The sequence below is a fragment of the Microbispora sp. CA-135349 genome (genome assembly GCF_050947365.1).
Taxonomy (GTDB): domain Bacteria; phylum Actinomycetota; class Actinomycetes; order Streptosporangiales; family Streptosporangiaceae; genus Microbispora.
Genome location: NZ_CP192001.1, coordinates 6,783,697 through 6,799,492, shown reverse-complemented (window position 1 = coordinate 6,799,492; position 15,796 = coordinate 6,783,697). Strand labels below are relative to the sequence as shown.

17 protein-coding genes are annotated in these 15,796 nt (G+C 71.4%); 12 read left to right on the top strand and 5 right to left on the bottom strand.

What is annotated here, in order from left to right:
- Window positions 1–10: 10 nt before the first annotated feature.
- A complete protein-coding gene (locus ACQPZZ_RS31270; protein WP_363640621.1) occupies window positions 11–463 on the bottom strand; it encodes a MarR family winged helix-turn-helix transcriptional regulator in 453 nt (150 codons plus the stop codon).
- Window positions 464–558: 95 nt separating this feature from the next.
- Here ACQPZZ_RS31270 and ACQPZZ_RS31265 point away from each other — a divergent pair, with 95 nt between their 5' ends.
- Genes ACQPZZ_RS31265 through ACQPZZ_RS31255 form a run of 3 tightly spaced genes read left to right on the top strand, consistent with a single transcriptional unit; the run spans window position 559 to window position 2,677 of the window.
- Window positions 559–1,329 carry a pirin family protein gene (locus ACQPZZ_RS31265; RefSeq protein ID WP_363640623.1) on the top strand — a complete coding sequence of 257 codons (771 nt, stop codon included), beginning with the start codon at window positions 559–561 and terminating at the stop codon, window positions 1,327–1,329.
- A 20-nt stretch (window positions 1,330–1,349) separates the two neighbouring features.
- Window positions 1,350–1,685, top strand: a complete 336-nt coding sequence (locus ACQPZZ_RS31260) for a GNAT family N-acetyltransferase (protein ID WP_432924986.1) — start codon at window positions 1,350–1,352, stop codon at window positions 1,683–1,685.
- On the top strand, window positions 1,682–2,677 hold the full coding sequence (locus ACQPZZ_RS31255) for a pirin family protein (RefSeq protein ID WP_432924984.1): 996 nt from the start codon (window positions 1,682–1,684) through the stop codon (window positions 2,675–2,677). Before ACQPZZ_RS31260 ends, ACQPZZ_RS31255 begins: the two co-directional genes overlap by 4 nt.
- Before the next feature lie 90 nt (window positions 2,678–2,767).
- On the opposite strand, the gene ACQPZZ_RS31250 is transcribed toward ACQPZZ_RS31255, so the two are convergent.
- From ACQPZZ_RS31250 to ACQPZZ_RS31240, 3 genes are all read right to left on the bottom strand, one after another.
- Window positions 2,768–2,959 carry a hypothetical protein gene (locus tag ACQPZZ_RS31250; protein ID WP_432924982.1) on the bottom strand — a complete coding sequence of 64 codons (192 nt, stop codon included), beginning with the start codon at window positions 2,957–2,959 and terminating at the stop codon, window positions 2,768–2,770.
- A gap of 50 nt (window positions 2,960–3,009) precedes the next feature.
- Window positions 3,010–3,171 carry a hypothetical protein gene (locus tag ACQPZZ_RS31245; RefSeq protein ID WP_432924980.1) on the bottom strand — a complete coding sequence of 54 codons (162 nt, stop codon included), beginning with the start codon at window positions 3,169–3,171 and terminating at the stop codon, window positions 3,010–3,012.
- A 110-nt stretch (window positions 3,172–3,281) separates the two neighbouring features.
- Window positions 3,282–3,917, bottom strand: a complete 636-nt coding sequence (locus tag ACQPZZ_RS31240) for a TetR/AcrR family transcriptional regulator (protein WP_432924978.1) — start codon at window positions 3,915–3,917, stop codon at window positions 3,282–3,284.
- A 74-nt stretch (window positions 3,918–3,991) separates the two neighbouring features.
- Between ACQPZZ_RS31240 and ACQPZZ_RS31235 the strand changes: the two genes are divergently transcribed.
- The 9 genes from ACQPZZ_RS31235 to ACQPZZ_RS31195 all read left to right on the top strand — a co-directional run bounded on the left by ACQPZZ_RS31235 (window position 3,992) and on the right by ACQPZZ_RS31195 (window position 15,490).
- Complete coding sequence (locus ACQPZZ_RS31235) at window positions 3,992–4,975, top strand: ATP-binding cassette domain-containing protein (protein ID WP_432924976.1); 984 nt, start codon at window positions 3,992–3,994, stop codon at window positions 4,973–4,975.
- Window positions 4,972–5,835 carry an ABC transporter permease gene (locus ACQPZZ_RS31230; RefSeq protein WP_432924974.1) on the top strand — a complete coding sequence of 288 codons (864 nt, stop codon included), beginning with the start codon at window positions 4,972–4,974 and terminating at the stop codon, window positions 5,833–5,835. Before ACQPZZ_RS31235 ends, ACQPZZ_RS31230 begins: the two co-directional genes overlap by 4 nt.
- A gap of 277 nt (window positions 5,836–6,112) precedes the next feature.
- A complete protein-coding gene (locus ACQPZZ_RS31225) occupies window positions 6,113–7,318 on the top strand; it encodes a Cmx/CmrA family chloramphenicol efflux MFS transporter (RefSeq protein ID WP_432924972.1) in 1,206 nt (401 codons plus the stop codon).
- A gap of 112 nt (window positions 7,319–7,430) precedes the next feature.
- Window positions 7,431–8,507: a polyprenyl synthetase family protein gene (locus ACQPZZ_RS31220; protein ID WP_432924970.1), complete on the top strand. Its 1,077-nt coding sequence runs from the start codon at window positions 7,431–7,433 to the stop codon at window positions 8,505–8,507.
- 257 nt (window positions 8,508–8,764) lie between these two features.
- A complete protein-coding gene (locus ACQPZZ_RS31215) occupies window positions 8,765–10,141 on the top strand; it encodes a family 2B encapsulin nanocompartment shell protein (RefSeq protein WP_432934611.1) in 1,377 nt (458 codons plus the stop codon).
- Entirely contained in the window at window positions 10,141–12,432 is a 2,292-nt protein-coding gene (locus ACQPZZ_RS31210) for a terpene synthase family protein (protein ID WP_432924968.1), read from the top strand. Before ACQPZZ_RS31215 ends, ACQPZZ_RS31210 begins: the two co-directional genes overlap by 1 nt.
- Entirely contained in the window at window positions 12,429–13,781 is a 1,353-nt protein-coding gene (locus ACQPZZ_RS31205) for a family 2B encapsulin nanocompartment shell protein (protein ID WP_432924966.1), read from the top strand. Before ACQPZZ_RS31210 ends, ACQPZZ_RS31205 begins: the two co-directional genes overlap by 4 nt.
- Window positions 13,782–14,034: 253 nt before the next feature.
- Window positions 14,035–14,826 carry an IclR family transcriptional regulator gene (locus tag ACQPZZ_RS31200; protein WP_432924964.1) on the top strand — a complete coding sequence of 264 codons (792 nt, stop codon included), beginning with the start codon at window positions 14,035–14,037 and terminating at the stop codon, window positions 14,824–14,826.
- Between the two features lie 127 nt (window positions 14,827–14,953).
- Complete coding sequence (locus tag ACQPZZ_RS31195; protein ID WP_432924962.1) at window positions 14,954–15,490, top strand: hypothetical protein; 537 nt, start codon at window positions 14,954–14,956, stop codon at window positions 15,488–15,490.
- Between the two features lie 102 nt (window positions 15,491–15,592).
- On the opposite strand, the gene ACQPZZ_RS31190 is transcribed toward ACQPZZ_RS31195, so the two are convergent.
- Window positions 15,593–15,790 carry a hypothetical protein gene (locus ACQPZZ_RS31190; RefSeq protein ID WP_432924960.1) on the bottom strand — a complete coding sequence of 66 codons (198 nt, stop codon included), beginning with the start codon at window positions 15,788–15,790 and terminating at the stop codon, window positions 15,593–15,595.
- Window positions 15,791–15,796 lie beyond the last annotated feature (6 nt).

Sequence of the window (15,796 nt, the reverse complement as noted above, 5' to 3'; positions counted from 1 at the left end):
TGGCACCCCATCAGCCGAGGCGGCCGAGCACGTCCGTGGCGAGCCGTTCGAGCGCGGCGACCTGGTCGGGGGTGAGCCCGTCGAAGAACAGGCGCCGCACGGTCTCCACATGTCCCGGGGCCGCGGCGGTGATGGCCCGGCGGCCCTCCTCCGTGATCACGACGAACGCGCCGCGGCCGTCGTCCGCGCACTCCTCCCGCCTGACGAGCCCCCGGCGCTGCATCCGGGTCAGATGGTGGGACAGGCGGCTCTGCTCCCACTGGAGATCGCGCTGCAGCTCGTACGGCCGCAGCCGCCCCTCCTGCCTGTCGGTGAGGTGCACCAGGACCTCGTAGTCCGCCAGCGAAAGGCCCGAGTCGGCCTGCAGCTGCCGGTTGAGCCGGGCCGTGAGGCGGCCCTGCATGCGCAGGTACGCCCGCCAGGCGCGCTGCTCGTCCGCGTCGAGCCAGCGTGGGCTGTTCATGCTCCAAGGCTAGCCGGAATGAATGACTCGTCATGTATGTTGAGGGGCACCAGTAGATGACGCATCATCTACATGGCGACGAGGAAAGGGCACTCATGAGCACGACCAGGCTGACCCCTCGCGTGGACGTCCGCCGGGCGGCCGAGCGTTTCGCCACCCGCATCTCCTGGCTGGATTCCAAGCACTCGTTCTCGTTCGGCGGTCACTACGACGCCGGCAACACCCATCACGGGCTGCTGCTGGTCAACAACGACGACGTCGTGCACCCGGGCACCGGGTTCGAGACCCACCCGCACCGCGACATGGAGATCGTCACCTGGGTGCTGCAGGGCTCCCTGGTCCATCAGGACTCCGAGGGCCATTCCGGCGTCATCTACCCGGGCCTGGCGCAGCGCATGAGCGCCGGCACCGGCATCCTGCACTCGGAGAAGAACGACTCCTGGCGGATGACCGGCGGCGACACCCATGACAAGCCCGTGCACTTCGTCCAGATGTGGGTGGTCCCCGACGAGCCCGGCATCACGCCCGGCTACGAGCAGCTCGAAATCGAGAACGAGCTGCTGGCCGGCGGTCTGGTGCCGGTCGCCAGCGGCATGGACAAGCACGCGGGCGAGGCCGCCATCCGCATCAAGAACCGGTACGCCGCGCTGTACGCCGCCCGACTTCAGCCGGGCCAGAGCGTCGAGCTGCCCGAGGCGCCGTTCCTGCACCTGTTCGTGCCCCGGGGGACCGTCACGCTGGAGGGGGCGGGCACCCTGGAGACCGGCGACGCGGTACGGTTCACCGCCACCGGCGGGCAGAAGGTCACCGCGACGGAGCCCGCCGAGATCCTCGTGTGGGAGATGCACGCGACGATCGCCGCCTGACGATCGGAAAGGACAGCCTCATGGAACAGACGGAAGTCCGGGTCGCCGACGACCCGGCCGCGAGCCGCTTCGAGATCACCGTCGACGGCGCCCTCGCCGGCTTCGCCGAATACCGGCTCAAGGGGCCGGAGATCTCCTTCACCCACACCGTGATCGACCCGGCCTTCGAAGGCCGGGGCCTCGGCTCGACGCTGGTCCGCGCGGCGCTCGACGCCGCCAGGGACGCCGGGCTGTCGGTCCTGCCGTTCTGCCCGTTCGTGCAGCGGTACATCCAACGGCACCAGGAATACCTCGACCTGGTGCCGGTTGATCGGCGGGCCCGGTTCTCCCTCGACGGCGGGGAGGCGGCCGAGTGACCGGCCGGCCGCTCAGCCACGGCGAGCCCGCGCTGCACGGCCGCACGGATCTGTACGGCCACGCGGTCGCCGGCGAAGCGGTGCCGGAGAGCGTGCTTCTGCCCGGCCACGACGTGCCGCTCGGCCGGTACACGACCGTGCGCCGGCTGCTCCCGCAGCGCCCGCGCCGGATGGTCGGCGCGTGGTGCTTCGTCGACCACTTCGGACCCGACGACGTGACCGGCAGGCCGGGCATGCGGGTGCCGCCCCACCCGCACACCGGCCTGCAGACGGTCACGTGGCTCGCCGAAGGGGAGATCGTGCACCGTGACAGCCTCGGCAACGTCCAGCCGATCGTGCCGGGGCAGCTCAACCTGATGACCGCCGCCCACGGCATCGCCCATTCCGAGCAGTCGCCGCCGGAGCACCCGCCGGGCATGCACGGGCTGCAGCTGTGGGTCGCGCTGCCTGAGGAGGCCCGGCACCGCGAGGCGCGGTTCGAGCACCACGCCGCGCTGCCCGTGCTGCGCGACGGGAACGTCACGGTGACGGTCGTGGTGGGCGAGTCGGGGCCGCTGCGCTCGCCCGCCCGCACGCACACCCCGCTGCTCGGCGCCGAGGTGCTCTTCTCCGGCCCCGGGCGGCACCGGCTGCCGCTCGACCCGTCGTACGAGACGGCCGTGCTGGTCATGTCGGGCACGGCTGACGTGGCCGGGGTCGCGCTGACGCCGGGCTCGCTGCTCTACCTCGGCCAGGGCCGTACGGAGGTGCCGATGACGGCGGCCGAGCCGGCCCGGCTGTTCGTGCTGGGCGGCACGCCGTTCGAGGAGCCCCTGGTGATGTGGTGGAACTTCGTCGGCCGTTCCCACGAGGAGATCGCGCGGGCCCGCGACGACTGGATGCGGGGCGACCGCTTCGGCGTCGTCCCCGGCGGGGAGCGCCCGCTGCCCGCGCCCGAGATGCCCACCGTGCGGCTGAAGGCCCGCGACCGCCACGGCCGCGTCCTCGCCTGACGACCGCTCGCCGGTGAGCGGATACGCGAAATGCGGGAACCGCCGGTCTTCCGTCGACTGGAGCGCTGTCGCCCGTGGACACGACGGTGTTCAATCGCGTTGCGGTGAGCGAGCCGGTTCAGAACTGCAGAGCAGCGCGTGCTCGGCACGGAGACGTTCGCCCCGCTCGCGGTCCAGGCACCGGTAGAGCGCGACGTCGGGCCTGCGGTTGAGCAGAGGCAGGTCTCCCAGGCGCAGATCCACGTCGTTGTCGACCGTGAGGCACCCATGCCCCTCGCTCATCGCGGCGCGGGCACACCGCTCCAGCAGGTTGGCCAGTCGCCTGCCGGCGGTTAGGTGATCAGGCGTGGGAGCCGCGCAGTAGACGACGTTGCCGTCGACGATCTGATGGCTCTGGCGATCTCCTCGGGCAGCGCGTCGTACTCCTCGGCGGTGACGAGGGCGGGCTGCGGACGGATGCTGAGCAGCCAGCTGTCATCCGGCAGAGCGGTCATCCGGCGTCCTCCTCACCGTCCACGGTCGAGCAAAGCCCACGGTCTGTCTCACGGAAGCGCCGGACTGACGGAGCCGGAGTTCCGCCTCCCGGTGGGCAGGTGAGGAGAAGTCAGGCGGGCGGGTAGCCGCTCAGGCCCGTGCCGAGCAGGCCGAAGACCCGTTCGACGTCCGCGTGATGGGCGCGCTCGATCTCCTCGTCGGGCCCGCCCTCCCGGACCCGCTGCCGCAGCCGCCGGTACAGCGCCCGCTGCGCGCCGACCAGCGTCGAGGCGACGATGCGGGGCAGCGGATCGCCGGGCTCCGCGCCCGCCTCGGCCGCCAGCGCGTCGGCGAGCACCCGGACGATCCGCTCGTTGACCTCGTGCATCTTCCGCTGCAGGGAGGGGTTGCCGCTGACGAGGTCGAAGAAGCTGCGCGGATGGACGAGGTCGCGCCGCATGTTCGGGACGAACCTGGTCTGCGCCAGGCACAGCGTGCGGAAGGAGTCGAGGATGGAGACCCCGGCAGGACGGTCGGTGACCGCCGCCAGCGACACGGCCTCCCGGTCCTCGGCCCGGTAGAAGACCAGGTCTTCCTTGGTCGGGAAGTGGTTGAACACCGTCTTCTTCGACACCTGGGCGGCCGTCGCGATCTCGTCCACCGTGACCTCGTCGAACCCCCGGGCCCGGAAGAGCGCGTTCGCGGTGTCGGCGATGAGCTGCCGGGTCCGGTTCTTCTTCAGCTCCCGCAGTCCGCCCGCACTCATGGGCACAGCGTATCGGCCTCCTTGCTTACACTTGGTGTACTGTTACACCAAGTGTAACCAGTTGAGGAGGCGGGATGGCGGATGCGGCGGTGGTCACCACCGGCCTGGCCAAGAGCTATGGCGACGTCGAGGCCGTACGCGGCATCGACCTGACCGTGCGCAGGGGGGAGATCTTCGGCTTCCTCGGCCCGAACGGCGCGGGCAAGTCCACGACGATCGGCATGCTCTGCACCCTGACGACGCCCACGGGCGGCGAGGCGCGCGTGGCCGGGTACGACGTGGTGCGCGAACGCGACGACGTAAGGCGCTCGATCGGGCTGGTGTTCCAGGACCCGACGCTGGACGGCTACCTGACGGCCGAGCGCAACCTGCGCTTCCACGCCGAGCTGTACGGCGTGCCCCGCGCGGACATCGGTCCGCGGCTGCGGGGAGTGCTCGAGATGGTGGGGCTGTGGGACAGACGGGCAGCCAAGGTCGGCACGTTCTCCGGAGGCATGAGACGACGACTGGAGATCGCCCGCGGCCTGCTGCACTCGCCGCGGGTGCTGTTCCTCGACGAGCCCACTGTGGGCCTGGACCCGCAGACCAGGAGCTCGATCTGGTCCTACATACGGGAACTGAAGGAGGCCGAGGACATCACGGTCTTCCTCACCACGCACTACATGGACGAGGCCGAGCACTGCGACCGCATCGCCATCATGGACGGCGGCCGGATCATCGCGCTCGACACCCCCGCCGCGCTGAAGGCCGGCGTCGGCAAGGACCGCGTCCAGATCCTGACCGGCGACGGCGAGGCGGCCGTCGCCGCCCTGGACGAGCGGTTCGGCATCCGGGCCGTCGCGTCCGGGGACGAGGTCGTCTTCCACGTGGACGAGGGGGAGCGGTTCGTGCCGGAGCTGTTCTCCCGGTCGGGGCTGTCGATCCGGGCCGTCAGCGTGGCCCGGCCCAGTCTCGACGACGTTTTCATGTCGTACACCGGCCGGTCCATCCGCGACGCGCGGACGGCCGGCGCGCGCGGCCCGGGCGCGCTCGCGGTGGCGCGGGGAGGCCGGCGATGACGACGAGGGCCCTGCCCGTAACCGCGGTCCGCGTGCCGGGACGCAGCGTGGCGAGCGAACTGCGGGCCGTCAAGGTGGTCTGGCAGCGTGAGCTCATCCGGTTCTTCAACGGCCCGCTGCGCATCCTCACCTCGCTCGTGCAACCGTTCCTCTTCCTGTTCGTGCTCGGCACCGGCCTGTCCCAGCTCACCTCGGGCGGCACCGGCGGGCTCGGCCTGCGCACCTTCCTCTATCCGGGCATCCTCGCCATGGCCGTCCTGTTCACCGCAATGTCCTCGGCCGCCTCCATCGTCTGGGACCGCGAGTTCGGCTTCCTGCGCGAGATGCTGGTCGCGCCGGTGTCGCGCGGGTCCATCGTCCTCGGCAAATGCCTGGGCGGGGCCACCGTGGCGGCCTTCCAGGGCCTCGTCGTCATCTGCATCGCCGGGCCCGCGGGCGTGCCGTACGCGCCGGACCTGATGCTCGGCGTGTTCGGCATCCAGGTGCTGCTGGCCTTCACCATCACGGCCTTCGGGGTCGCGATGTCCGTACGGGTCAGGCAGATGCAGTCGTTCATGGCGCTCAACCAGCTGCTGATCATGCCGCTGTACTTCATGTCGGGCGCGATGTTCCCCGCGTCGAACCTCCCCGCGTGGCTGACCGTGCTCAACCGGATCGATCCGTTGTCGTACGCCGTGGATCCCATCCGGCGACTGGTCTTCGCCCATCTGGACCTGGCTCCGGCCGTACGGGCCCGGCTCGCGCCGGGACTGACGTGGGGTGGCTGGCACGTGCCCATCTCCGTCGAGGTGGCCGTGCTCGCGGTCCTCGGGCTCGCCCTGCTCGCGACCGCGATCGCACAATTCGGCAGAGCCGATTGAGAGAGCAGTTCGGCAGAGCGGACTGAGCGCTCGACGGCACGGTCCGGCGTGAAACCGGTGGACGTCGACGGGCATCGGTCGGATATCGTGTGGGCCATGTCGAGCCCTGAGGCATCCACGAAGGGGGCTTTCGGTCACGCCGTCAGCCCCCTGAACCACTGAGTCCCTGACTTCGTCGTCCCGCCGCGCTCCGCGGCCGGACGAGCGCGCTCCCGGGTGCTGACCGCGGTGACGAGACGTCCCCTTCTCGTGCTTCTCATCGCCTCGGAGCCACTCGATGCCTCTTCCTCTGTACTCGCTTGCCGTGGCGGTCTTCGCCATGGGTACCTCGGAGTTCATGCTCGCCGGCCTTCTGCCGGACATCGCCTCGGACCTCGGCGTGACCGTCGGAACAGCGGGCACGCTCACCTCGGCCTTCGCGATCGGAATGATCGCCGGCGCTCCGCTCATGGCCGCGCTCGCCCGCACCCGGCCTCCCCGGTCCAGCCTCCTCGGCTTCGTCCTCGTCTTCGTGGCGGCCCACATCGCGGGTGCGGCCACATCGAGCTTCCCCGTCCTGTTCGCGACCCGGATCGTCGCCGCGTTCGCGAACGCGGGGTTCCTCGCGGTGGCCATGACGACGGCCGCCACGCTCGTCCCCGCGAGCCGTAAGGGGCGGGCTCTCGCCGTGCTGCTGTCCGGAACGACGGTGGCGACCGTCGCCGGGGTCCCGGGAGGAGCGGTCCTCGGCACACTGTCCGGGTGGCGGGTCACGTTCTGGGCCGTCGCCGTCCTCTGCGTGCCCGCGGCCGCCGGCATCCTCCGCGGAATCCCGGCGCGTTCCGCGGGCGAGACCGGCGTGCGGGTCCTGCGATCGGAACTCGCCCAGCTCAGGAACCGGCGCCTGATCCTGGTCATGCTGCTCGGCGCACTGGTGAACGCGGCGACCTTCGCGAGCCTCACCTTCCTCGCCCCCGTCGTGACCGGCGCCGCGGGGCTGGATCCGCTGTGGGTCCCGGTCGTCCTGGTGCTCTTCGGTGTGGGCTCGTTCGCGGGTGTCACCGTCGCAGGGCGGCTGTCCGACCAGCACCCCGGGCTGGTTCTCACCGTCGGCGGTCCGCTGCTGCTCGCCGGCTGGCCCGCGCTGGCCGTTCTGGCCGGAAATCCGGTCGTTCTGCTCCTCCTGGTGTTCGTCCAGGGCGCGCTGTCGTTCGCCCTGGGCGGCACCCTGATCACGCGGGTCCTCTACGAGGCGGCGGGGGCGCCGACCATGGCCGGCTCGTACGCGACCGCGGCGCTCAACGTCGGCGCCGCCGCCGGGCCGCTCGCCGCCGCGGCCACCCTCGGGACGGCCACCCCCGGCACGGGGGCCCGAGACCTCGGCCCGTTGTGGGTGAGCGGCCTTCTCGTCGCGATCGCCCTGCTCGTCGCCTTTTCCTCCGCCGTGTTCCGGCGTCCCGGCCCTCATGGACGCGGTCCGGTGCGGCGGGCCGAACCGAACTGAGCCGCGCGGATCGGCGAGAAGTTCCGATTATCGGAACGAGTGGTTCTACTTTGCGTGTTCATTAAGTAACTTTCCGCAAGGGATACCGGCGCGCCGAGCGAGGAGACCGACCATGACGGCGGGAATCGTGGACACGTCCATCACCGGCATGACCGGCCGGGTACGGAGACGGGTCGACGAGCTGCTTGGCGGTTTCCTCGACGCGCAGCGTCCACCGGTCGGCGATCCCGACGTCGCCGAGGGCTACCGGCTGCTGCGGGAGTTCGTCGTCGGGGGCGGCAAGCGCATCCGGCCGCTGCTGTGCTACTGGGGCTGGCGGGGCGCCGGCGGCCAGGCGCCGCACGAGGATCGGGCCGTCACCACCGGCGCGGCGCTGGAGCTCTACCACGCCGGCCTGCTGATCCACGACGACGTCATGGACGGCAGCGAGCTGCGGCGTGGGCGTCCGACCATCCACAGGGGACTCGCCCGGGCCCCGCGATGGGCGGGCGCGGAGACCTTCGGCCGGTCCGCCGCCATCCTGCTCGGAGTGCTCGCGCAGGCATGGGCGGACGAACTTCTCGCGGACGCCGTCGCCGGCGACGTGCGCGGGCGGGCCGCGCGTGAACTGTTCAACCGCATGCGCACGGAGGTCGTCACCGGTCAGTACCTCGACATCCTGGCGCACACGCGCGCGGACGCGGACGTCGACCAGGCATTGACGGTGATCCGCTACAAGACCGCCCGCTACACCGTCGAGCGGCCGCTCCAGATCGGCGGCGCGCTCGCCGGGGCCCCACCCGCCCTGCTGGAGGCGTACTCCCGGTTCGGTCTGCCGCTGGGGGAGGCGTTCCAGCTGCGCGACGACGTCCTCGGCGTCTTCGGCGATCCCGCCGTCACCGGCAAGCCGGTCCTCGACGACCTGCGTGAGGGAAAGCGGACCGTGCTCATGGCCTACGCGTACGCGCGGGCGCGGGGACCGGAACGGGACCTGCTGCGAACCTGGCACGGCGCCCCTGGCCTGGACGAGCGGCGGGCCGCCGAGCTCCGGCAGATCATCGTGGACACCGGCGCTCTCAGCGAGGTCGAGAACCTCATCGCGCTGCGGGCCGGGCAGGCGCTCGAGGCGCTGGGCGAGTGCGCGATCGCCCCGGAGGCGGCACGGGCGCTCGCGGTGCTCACCGAGCGGCTCACCCGCCGCGTCCGGTGAGGCGCGCGATCGGTCCGCCCACCTCTTCCACGAGCGCCCGGCCGGAACCACTCCGGCCGGGTCCACGCCCGCCCGTATACGCCCGCGGAGTACCCGTCGCGGCCCTGACCGCCCGGGCACGATCCTGACCGTCCGGGTGCGATTCCGACCCTTTTCTCCCCCCCCCTCCGCCGCTCGGCGACGAGCGTGACCAGTCACCGAAAAACCGGCCGCCGTGCCGATCACAGATGGGGTGATGTGCTGTGACCGAAAACACCATGCCGACCGACAACAACAGGCTCAGCCTCAGCACCAGGGCCGCGCGCAACCTGGCCACGACGACCAAGACGCCGCCGCAGATGCAGGAGATCACCTCCCGCCATCTGCTGCGCGTGCTGCCCTGGGTCGAGGCGGTGGGCGGCGCCTACCGGGTCAACCGGCGGCTGACCTACCAGATGGCCGACGGGCGGGTGACGTTCGTCTCGACCGGGGCCGACGTACGGGTCATCTCCGCCGAGTTGTGCGAGCTTCCCGCGCTGCGCGGCTTCGGCGACGCCGACGTGCTGGCCGCCATGGCGGACCTGTTCACGCAGCGGGAGTACGAGGCCGGCCAGGTCATCGCCCAGGCCGGCGCCCCGATGGACGAGGTCGTGCTGCTGGCCCACGGCAAGGTCGACAGGCTGGGCGAGGGCGCGTACGGCAACGAGACGCGGCTCGGAGTGCTGGCCGACGGCGAGTACGTCGGCGAGCAGATGCTGGTGAACGCGGACGCGCGATGGGAGTGGACGGTCAAGGCCGTGACGTCGTGCACCGTGCTCACCCTCGGCAGGGAGGAGTTCGAGCGGCTGCTCGCCCTGTCGGACAGCCTGCGTGAGCACGTGCAGGCCTACCGCGAGAACCCGGACCGGCCGGTGAACCGGTACGGCGAGGCGGAGATCGCGTTGGCGGCGGGGCATGAGGGTGAGGCGACGCTGCCGGGGACGTTCGTGGACTACGAGCTGGGGCCGCGTGAGTACGAGCTGAGTGTGGCGCAGACGATTTTGCGGGTGCATTCGCGGGTGGCCGATCTGTACAACGAGCCGATGAACCAGACCGAGCAGCAGTTGCGGCTGACGATCGAGGCGTTGCGGGAGCGTCAGGAGCACGAGCTGGTCAACAACCGCGACTTCGGGCTGTTGCACAACGCCGATCTCAAGCAGCGCCTCCACACCCGGTCGGGCCCGCCCACCCCCGACGACCTCGACGAGCTGCTCGCCACGGTCTGGAAGAACCCGAACGTCATGTTCGCCCACCCCAAGGCGATCGCGGCCTTCGCCCGTCAGTGCAACGCCCGGGGCATCTACCCCCAGACCGTGGAGTTCAACGGCCAGAAGGCCCCGGCCTGGCGCGGGGTGCCGATGCTGCCGTGCAACAAGATCCCGGTGAACGACAAGGGCATCAGCTCGATCATGGTGATGCGCCTGGGGGAGAAGGACCAGGGCGTCGTCGGCCTGCGCCGCACCGGCCTGGTGGACGAGTACGAGCCCGGTCTGTCGGTGCGCTTCATGAGCATCGACGACAAGGCGATCATCTCCTACCTGGTCACCACCTACTACTCGGCGGCCGTCCTGGTCCCCGACGCCCTCGGCATCCTGGAGAGCGTCGAGGTCCTGTGATGTCCTCCTACCGGCTGCCGGACTTCTACCTCCCCTATCCGCCCCGGCTGAACCCGCATGTGGAGACCGCCCGGGCGCACACGCGGGGGTGGGCGGCGGACATGGGCATGCTCGACGACCCGGACATCTGGACCGAGGAGTCGCTCGAGGCCATGGACTACGGCCTGATGTGCGCCTACACCCATCCCGACTGCTCCGCCCCCGAGCTGGACCTGGTCACGGACTGGTACGTGTGGGTCTTCTTCTTCGACGACCACTTCCTGGAGACCTTCAAACGCGGCAGGGACCTGGACGGAGCCCAGGACTACCTGGACCGGCTCGACGCGTTCATGACGGACGACCCGCCCGAGCCGACGAACCCGGTCGAGCGGGGCCTCGCCGACCTGTGGCCCAGGACCGTGCCCGCCATGTCGGAGGCGTGGCGGCGCCGGTTCGTCCGGGTCACCCGCGACCTCCTGCAGGAGTCGATGTGGGAGCTGTTCCACATCGAGCGGGAGGCCGTCTCCAACCCGATCGAGTACATCGAGGAACGCAGGAAGGTCGGCGGCGCCCCGTGGTCGGCCGCGCTGGTGGAGCACGCGGCCGGCGCGGAGCTGCCGGCCAGGCTCGCCGAATCCCGGCCGATCCGGGTGCTGACGGAGTCGTTCGCCGACGCCGTGCACCTGCGCAACGACCTGTTCTCCTACCAGCGGGAGGTGCTGCAGGAGGGTGAGCTGTCCAACTGCGTCCTGGTCTGCGAGCGTTTCTTCGACTGCGACACCAAGCGGGCCGTGGAGATCACGAATGACCTGCTCACCTCCCGGCTGCACCAGTTCGAGCACACCGCGCTGACCGAGCTGCCGGCGCTGTTCGCCGACGAAGGGGTCCTGCCGCCCGAACAGGCCCCGGTCCTGAGCTACGTCAAGGGACTGCAGGACTGGCAGGCGGGCGGGCACGCCTGGCACACCGCCTCCAGCCGCTACACCAAATCCGGCGATCTCCCCGGACCGCTGGGCATGAACGTCTCCCGCGCCCACCTCACGGGCGCGGGCGGCCTGCGCAACCACACCCATCGGCCCTTCTCGGAGGCGGCGGTGCGGCTGCCGCAGCCGTACATGCCGTTCGAGGTGCGCGACAACCCGCACCTGGACACGGCGCGAGCGGCGGACGTCGAGTGGTGTGCCGCCATGGGCTTCTTCGACGGGGTCCCCGGCCTCCCGGCGACCGCCGTGTGGAGCGAACCGCTACTCGTCGGCTTCGACCTCGCCCTGTGTGCGTCCGGCATCAACCCGGACGCCACGGCCGGTGAACTGATCCTGGCCACCAACTGGCTGGCCTGGGGGACGTACGGCGACGACTACTATCCCCGGGTCTACGGGGCGGCGCGCGACCTGGTCGGCGCGAAGCTCGGCAACCGGCGGCTCAAGGAGTTCATGCCGCTGGACCTCGTCCCGCGGCTGACCCCGATGACGGGGCTGGAACGCGGGCTGGCCGACCTGTGGCCGCGCACCGCGGGGCCGCTGCCGGAGGAATCCCGCCGGGCCTTCCGCGCCGCCGTCGAGGAGATGATCGACAGCTGGGTGTGGGAGCTGGCCAACCAGGCCCAGCACCGCGTGCCCGACCCGATCGACTACCTCGAGATGCGGCGCAGGACGTTCGGCTCGCAGATGACGATGAGCCTGGCCAGGCTGACGCCGGGCCGGGTCATCCCCGTGGAGATCCACCGCACCCGCGAGTTCCTCGGCATGACCGACGCCGCGCAGGACTACGCGTGTCTGCTGAACGACCTGTTCTCCTACCAGAAGGAGATCCAGTTCGAAGGGGAACTGCACAACGCCGTCGTGGTGCTGGGAACCTTCCTCGACTGCGCGCCCGACGAGGCGGTGACCGTGGTGGACGGGCTCATGACCAGCAGGATGAGGCAGTTCGAGCACATCACCACCGTCGACCTGCCCGCCCTGCTCGATCGCATCGAGGCGGGGGAGGACGTGCGGGAGTCGGTCGGGGGATACGTGTCCGACCTGCGCAACTGGATGGCGGCGATCCTGCGCTGGCACCAGCGGTCCCGGCGCTACTTCGAGGAGGAGCTGCGCAGGGGTCCGGCGGCCCGGTGGTCCCAGGGACCGACGGGCCTCGGCACGGCCACCGCACGCATCCTCTCCCTGGCGCCGCCGGCGGCCCACGGGTCGCCGGTGTCCACGGCGTCGTCCGTGACGGCGTCCGCTCTGCCGCCGTTCGATGTGGCACCGTCTAGTGTGGCGCCGTCCGCTCTCGCGGCACCGGCTCATCCGCTTCCGGTGGGGGCGCCATGACCGCGTCGCGCGAGCTTCCGGGCGCGTCGCGCCTGACCCTGAGCACGGCCGCCGCGCGGAATCTGGCGACCACCACCAAGACGCCGCCGCAGATGCGGGAGATCACCCCGCGGCACCTGCTGCGGGTGCTCCCGTGGACGGAGGTCCAGGGCGGCGTCTACCGGGTCAACCGCCGGCTCACCTGCACGGTGGGGGACGGGCGGGTGAGCTTCGTCTCCACCGGGGCGAGAGTCCGGGTCATCCCGGCCGAGCTGTGCGAGTTGCCGTCCCTGCACGGCTACGGCGACCCGGACAGCCTCGGGGCGCTGGCGGACCGGTTCGTCCAGCACGACCTGCGCCCGGGCGAGCCGGTGCCGCCGGGCCAGGTGGTGCTCGTCGCCCACGGCAAGATCGCACGCGTCGGCGCCGGCGCGTACGGCGGCGAGGCCCTGCTCCAGGTCCTGGCCGACGGAGACCACCTGGGGGACTTGACCGGTCCGGGGGCGGCGCCCGCCAAGGCCATCACCTCCTGCATCGTCCTCGTCCTCGACCGGCCGGCGCTGGACAACCTGACCGCGCTCGCCGGCGGCCTGCGCGAGCATCTCGACCGTCCCCCCACGGCGCGGCCGGTGAACCGGTACGGCGAGGCGGAGATCGCGTTGGCGGCGGGGCATGAGGGTGAGGCGACGCTGCCGGGGACGTTCGTGGACTACGAGCTGGGGCCGCGTGAGTACGAGCTGAGTGTGGCGCAGACGATTTTGCGGGTGCATTCGCGGGTGGCCGATCTGTACAACGAGCCGATGAACCAGACCGAGCAGCAGTTGCGGCTGACGATCGAGGCGTTGCGGGAGCGTCAGGAGCACGAGCTGGTCAACAACCGCGACTTCGGGCTGTTGCACAACGCCGACTTCAAGCAGCGCGTCCACACCCGGTCGGGCCCGCCCACCCCCGACGACCTCGACGAGCTGCTCGCCCGCCGGCGCAGCTCGCACTACTTCCTCGCGCATCCCCATGCCATCGCCGCCTTCGGGCGGCAGTGCACCAGACGCAAGCTGTATCCGGACGTCACCGAGGTGAACGGCGCGACGGTCATGGCGTGGCGGGGCGTGCCGATCCTGCCCTGCGACAAGATCCCGATCACGGGAGACGGTCTCAGCTCGATCCTGGTGATGCGTACCGGCGCCGAGAAACAGGGCGTCGTCGGCCTGCGCCGCACCGGGCTGGCGGACGAGTACGAGCCCGGCCTGTCGGTGCGCTTCATGAGCGTCGACGACAAGGCGATCATCTCCTACCTGGTCACCACCTACTACTCGGCGGCCGTCCTGGTCCCCGACGCCCTCGGCGTGCTGGAGAGCGTCGAGGTGAACTGAGTCCGCGTCCGATCGGCCGGGATGCTCGGGGAGCGCCCCGGCCGCCGGATCCCGTCCCCGGCGTTCGCCCGTCATACGCGGCGCGGCGCGGCTAGGGTGACCGCTGGCCGGTCAGCATCTGGTTCACGAGCGTCGCGGGGTGAGGGTGTTCGTACCGTTGGATCGCGCCCGCCGGGCGGAGGTGGATCGCGCCCGCCGGGCGGAGGTGGATCGCGCTCGTCGGGCGGAGGTGGATCGCGCTCGTCGGGCGGAGGTGGATCGCGCTCGTCGGGCGGAGGCGGCCTCCGCGGCGGCCTCCGCCCTGGGCAGCCTGGAGCGCGGGATAGAGATCCTCTTGTGCCTGGCCGCCGGCATGAGGCCGATGAACCTCACCCAGGTGCACCGGTCCACCGGGTTCTCCAAGACCACCACCCACCGCCTGCTGGGGACCCTGCAGCGGCGGGGCCTGGTCACCCGCACGGGCGGCGACTACACGGTCGGCGGGCGCCTCGCCGACCTCGTGGCGCCACGCGGCTGGGTGGTCCAGGGCCGCCGGCTCCCCGGCTCCCGCAGGGCGGTCCTGCCGCACCTGCTCCAGCTGTACGAGGCCACCCGGCAGACGGTCAACCTGGCCGTGGCGGACGGGTTCGAGGTCGCGTACATCGAGCGGTTGTACGGGCACAACCGGGTCAGGTCGCCGTCGGACGGCGTGGACCGGGCACCGCTGCACTGCACGGCCACCGGGAAGGTGCTGCTCGCCTACGACGCCGGTCTGCGCGCCGCGTTCCTCGCCTCCCCGGCCCTGCGGCGGATGACCGGCCGTACGGTGACCGCGCCGGCCGCGCTGGAACGCGAACTCGCCGCCATCCGCGTCGAGGGCGTCGCGTACGCGCGGGAGGAGTTCGCCGAGGGGGTGTGTTGCGCCGCCGCGCCGGTCTTCGGCCCGGACGGCGGGGCGTGCATGGCCGTCGCGGTCGCCGCGCCGGTGGGGGCCGCGGCGCTGCCGCGCCTGAGCGGGGCCGTGCGCAGGACCGCCCATCAGATCACCGGCGCCCTTCTCCTGTGACCCCCGTTCATCGGGTTGGGGCCGCCGGGGCCGGGGAAGGCTCGAACGAGTCGAGCGGCGGGGGCCTGGCCGCTCCGGCCGCCGGTGCCGTGAACCGGTGCAGCCGTCGTGGTCCCGGGGGAGAGTCATGCGTCGAGGACCGTACGCGTCCCGCTTGATCGGCCGGGCCGTTCTCGTCGCCGTACCGGTGACCGTGCTGCTCACGGCGTGCGGGACCCCGGAGCCGCAGATACGGCCGCGGACCGTGGCCACGGGCGGCCCGGTGTCCACCTCGATCCCCGCATCCACGGTCCCCGCGTCGCCCTCGCCCAGCCCGTCGGTCGTCTCGGCCGCGGACCATCCGGAGGCGTGCCTGGACGGCGGCTGCGAGGTGGCGGTCCGACCGGGGGACCGGTTGCGGCTCGGCCGGAAGACCGGCCTCGACGCGATCACGATCGTCTCGCTCGACCGGGGCGAGCTGCGGCTGCGCTTCGAAGCGGGCGGGGGCGCCTTCCACGTCGAGGGCATGAACACCGGCGTCAGCCAGGACTGCGTCAACGGCCGCTGCCGGACGGTGGGCGAGCTGACACTGGCCCCGGGACGGCCCGGCAGGATCGGCGACATCCGCCTGCGGCTCGTGAACATGGCGCCCGACCACGCGGTCCTGGTCCTGTCGCCGCGGTGAGCGTGCTCCCCGCGGGGCCCGATGTCCGCAGTCTTCCGCGGCCATCACCGTTGTCCATTGACCACGAGGCCGCGGCCGCCTGGCGCTACCGCTGATTCCTCGTCACCAGTGGAACCAGTGGATGCGACGGCAGCTGCTGCACACGAAGCAGGTGGCGTCGCGGTTGGCCCAGTCGAGGTTCATGAACGTCATGCCGGTGGTCTGGAGTTTCCACCGGCGCTGCTCGAACAGCTCGTTCTCGCACGTGTCGCATTTCAGGGTGCGGCCGTTGGGGAGAGCGACCGGCTGGGGCTCGTCCATCATCCG

Excerpts from the sequence above, each read along its gene's own strand:
- ACQPZZ_RS31195 (WP_432924962.1), top strand. The coding sequence starts at position 14,954 with ATGCGTCGAGGACCGTACGCGTCCCGCTTGATCGGCCGGGCCGTTCTC.
- ACQPZZ_RS31235 (WP_432924976.1), top strand. The coding sequence starts at position 3,992 with ATGGCGGATGCGGCGGTGGTCACCACCGGCCTGGCCAAGAGCTATGGC.
- ACQPZZ_RS31190 (WP_432924960.1), bottom strand. The coding sequence starts at position 15,790 with ATGGACGAGCCCCAGCCGGTCGCTCTCCCCAACGGCCGCACCCTGAAA.
- ACQPZZ_RS31220 (WP_432924970.1), top strand. The coding sequence starts at position 7,431 with ATGACGGCGGGAATCGTGGACACGTCCATCACCGGCATGACCGGCCGG.
- ACQPZZ_RS31270 (WP_363640621.1), bottom strand. The coding sequence starts at position 463 with ATGAACAGCCCACGCTGGCTCGACGCGGACGAGCAGCGCGCCTGGCGG.
- ACQPZZ_RS31230 (WP_432924974.1), top strand. The coding sequence starts at position 4,972 with ATGACGACGAGGGCCCTGCCCGTAACCGCGGTCCGCGTGCCGGGACGC.
- ACQPZZ_RS31205 (WP_432924966.1), top strand. The coding sequence starts at position 12,429 with ATGACCGCGTCGCGCGAGCTTCCGGGCGCGTCGCGCCTGACCCTGAGC.
- ACQPZZ_RS31240 (WP_432924978.1), bottom strand. The coding sequence starts at position 3,917 with ATGAGTGCGGGCGGACTGCGGGAGCTGAAGAAGAACCGGACCCGGCAG.
- ACQPZZ_RS31250 (WP_432924982.1), bottom strand. The coding sequence starts at position 2,959 with ATGAGCGAGGGGCATGGGTGCCTCACGGTCGACAACGACGTGGATCTG.
- ACQPZZ_RS31245 (WP_432924980.1), bottom strand. The coding sequence starts at position 3,171 with ATGACCGCTCTGCCGGATGACAGCTGGCTGCTCAGCATCCGTCCGCAG.
- ACQPZZ_RS31210 (WP_432924968.1), top strand. The coding sequence starts at position 10,141 with ATGTCCTCCTACCGGCTGCCGGACTTCTACCTCCCCTATCCGCCCCGG.
- ACQPZZ_RS31215 (WP_432934611.1), top strand. The coding sequence starts at position 8,765 with ATGCCGACCGACAACAACAGGCTCAGCCTCAGCACCAGGGCCGCGCGC.
- ACQPZZ_RS31265 (WP_363640623.1), top strand. The coding sequence starts at position 559 with ATGAGCACGACCAGGCTGACCCCTCGCGTGGACGTCCGCCGGGCGGCC.
- ACQPZZ_RS31260 (WP_432924986.1), top strand. The coding sequence starts at position 1,350 with ATGGAACAGACGGAAGTCCGGGTCGCCGACGACCCGGCCGCGAGCCGC.
- ACQPZZ_RS31225 (WP_432924972.1), top strand. The coding sequence starts at position 6,113 with ATGCCTCTTCCTCTGTACTCGCTTGCCGTGGCGGTCTTCGCCATGGGT.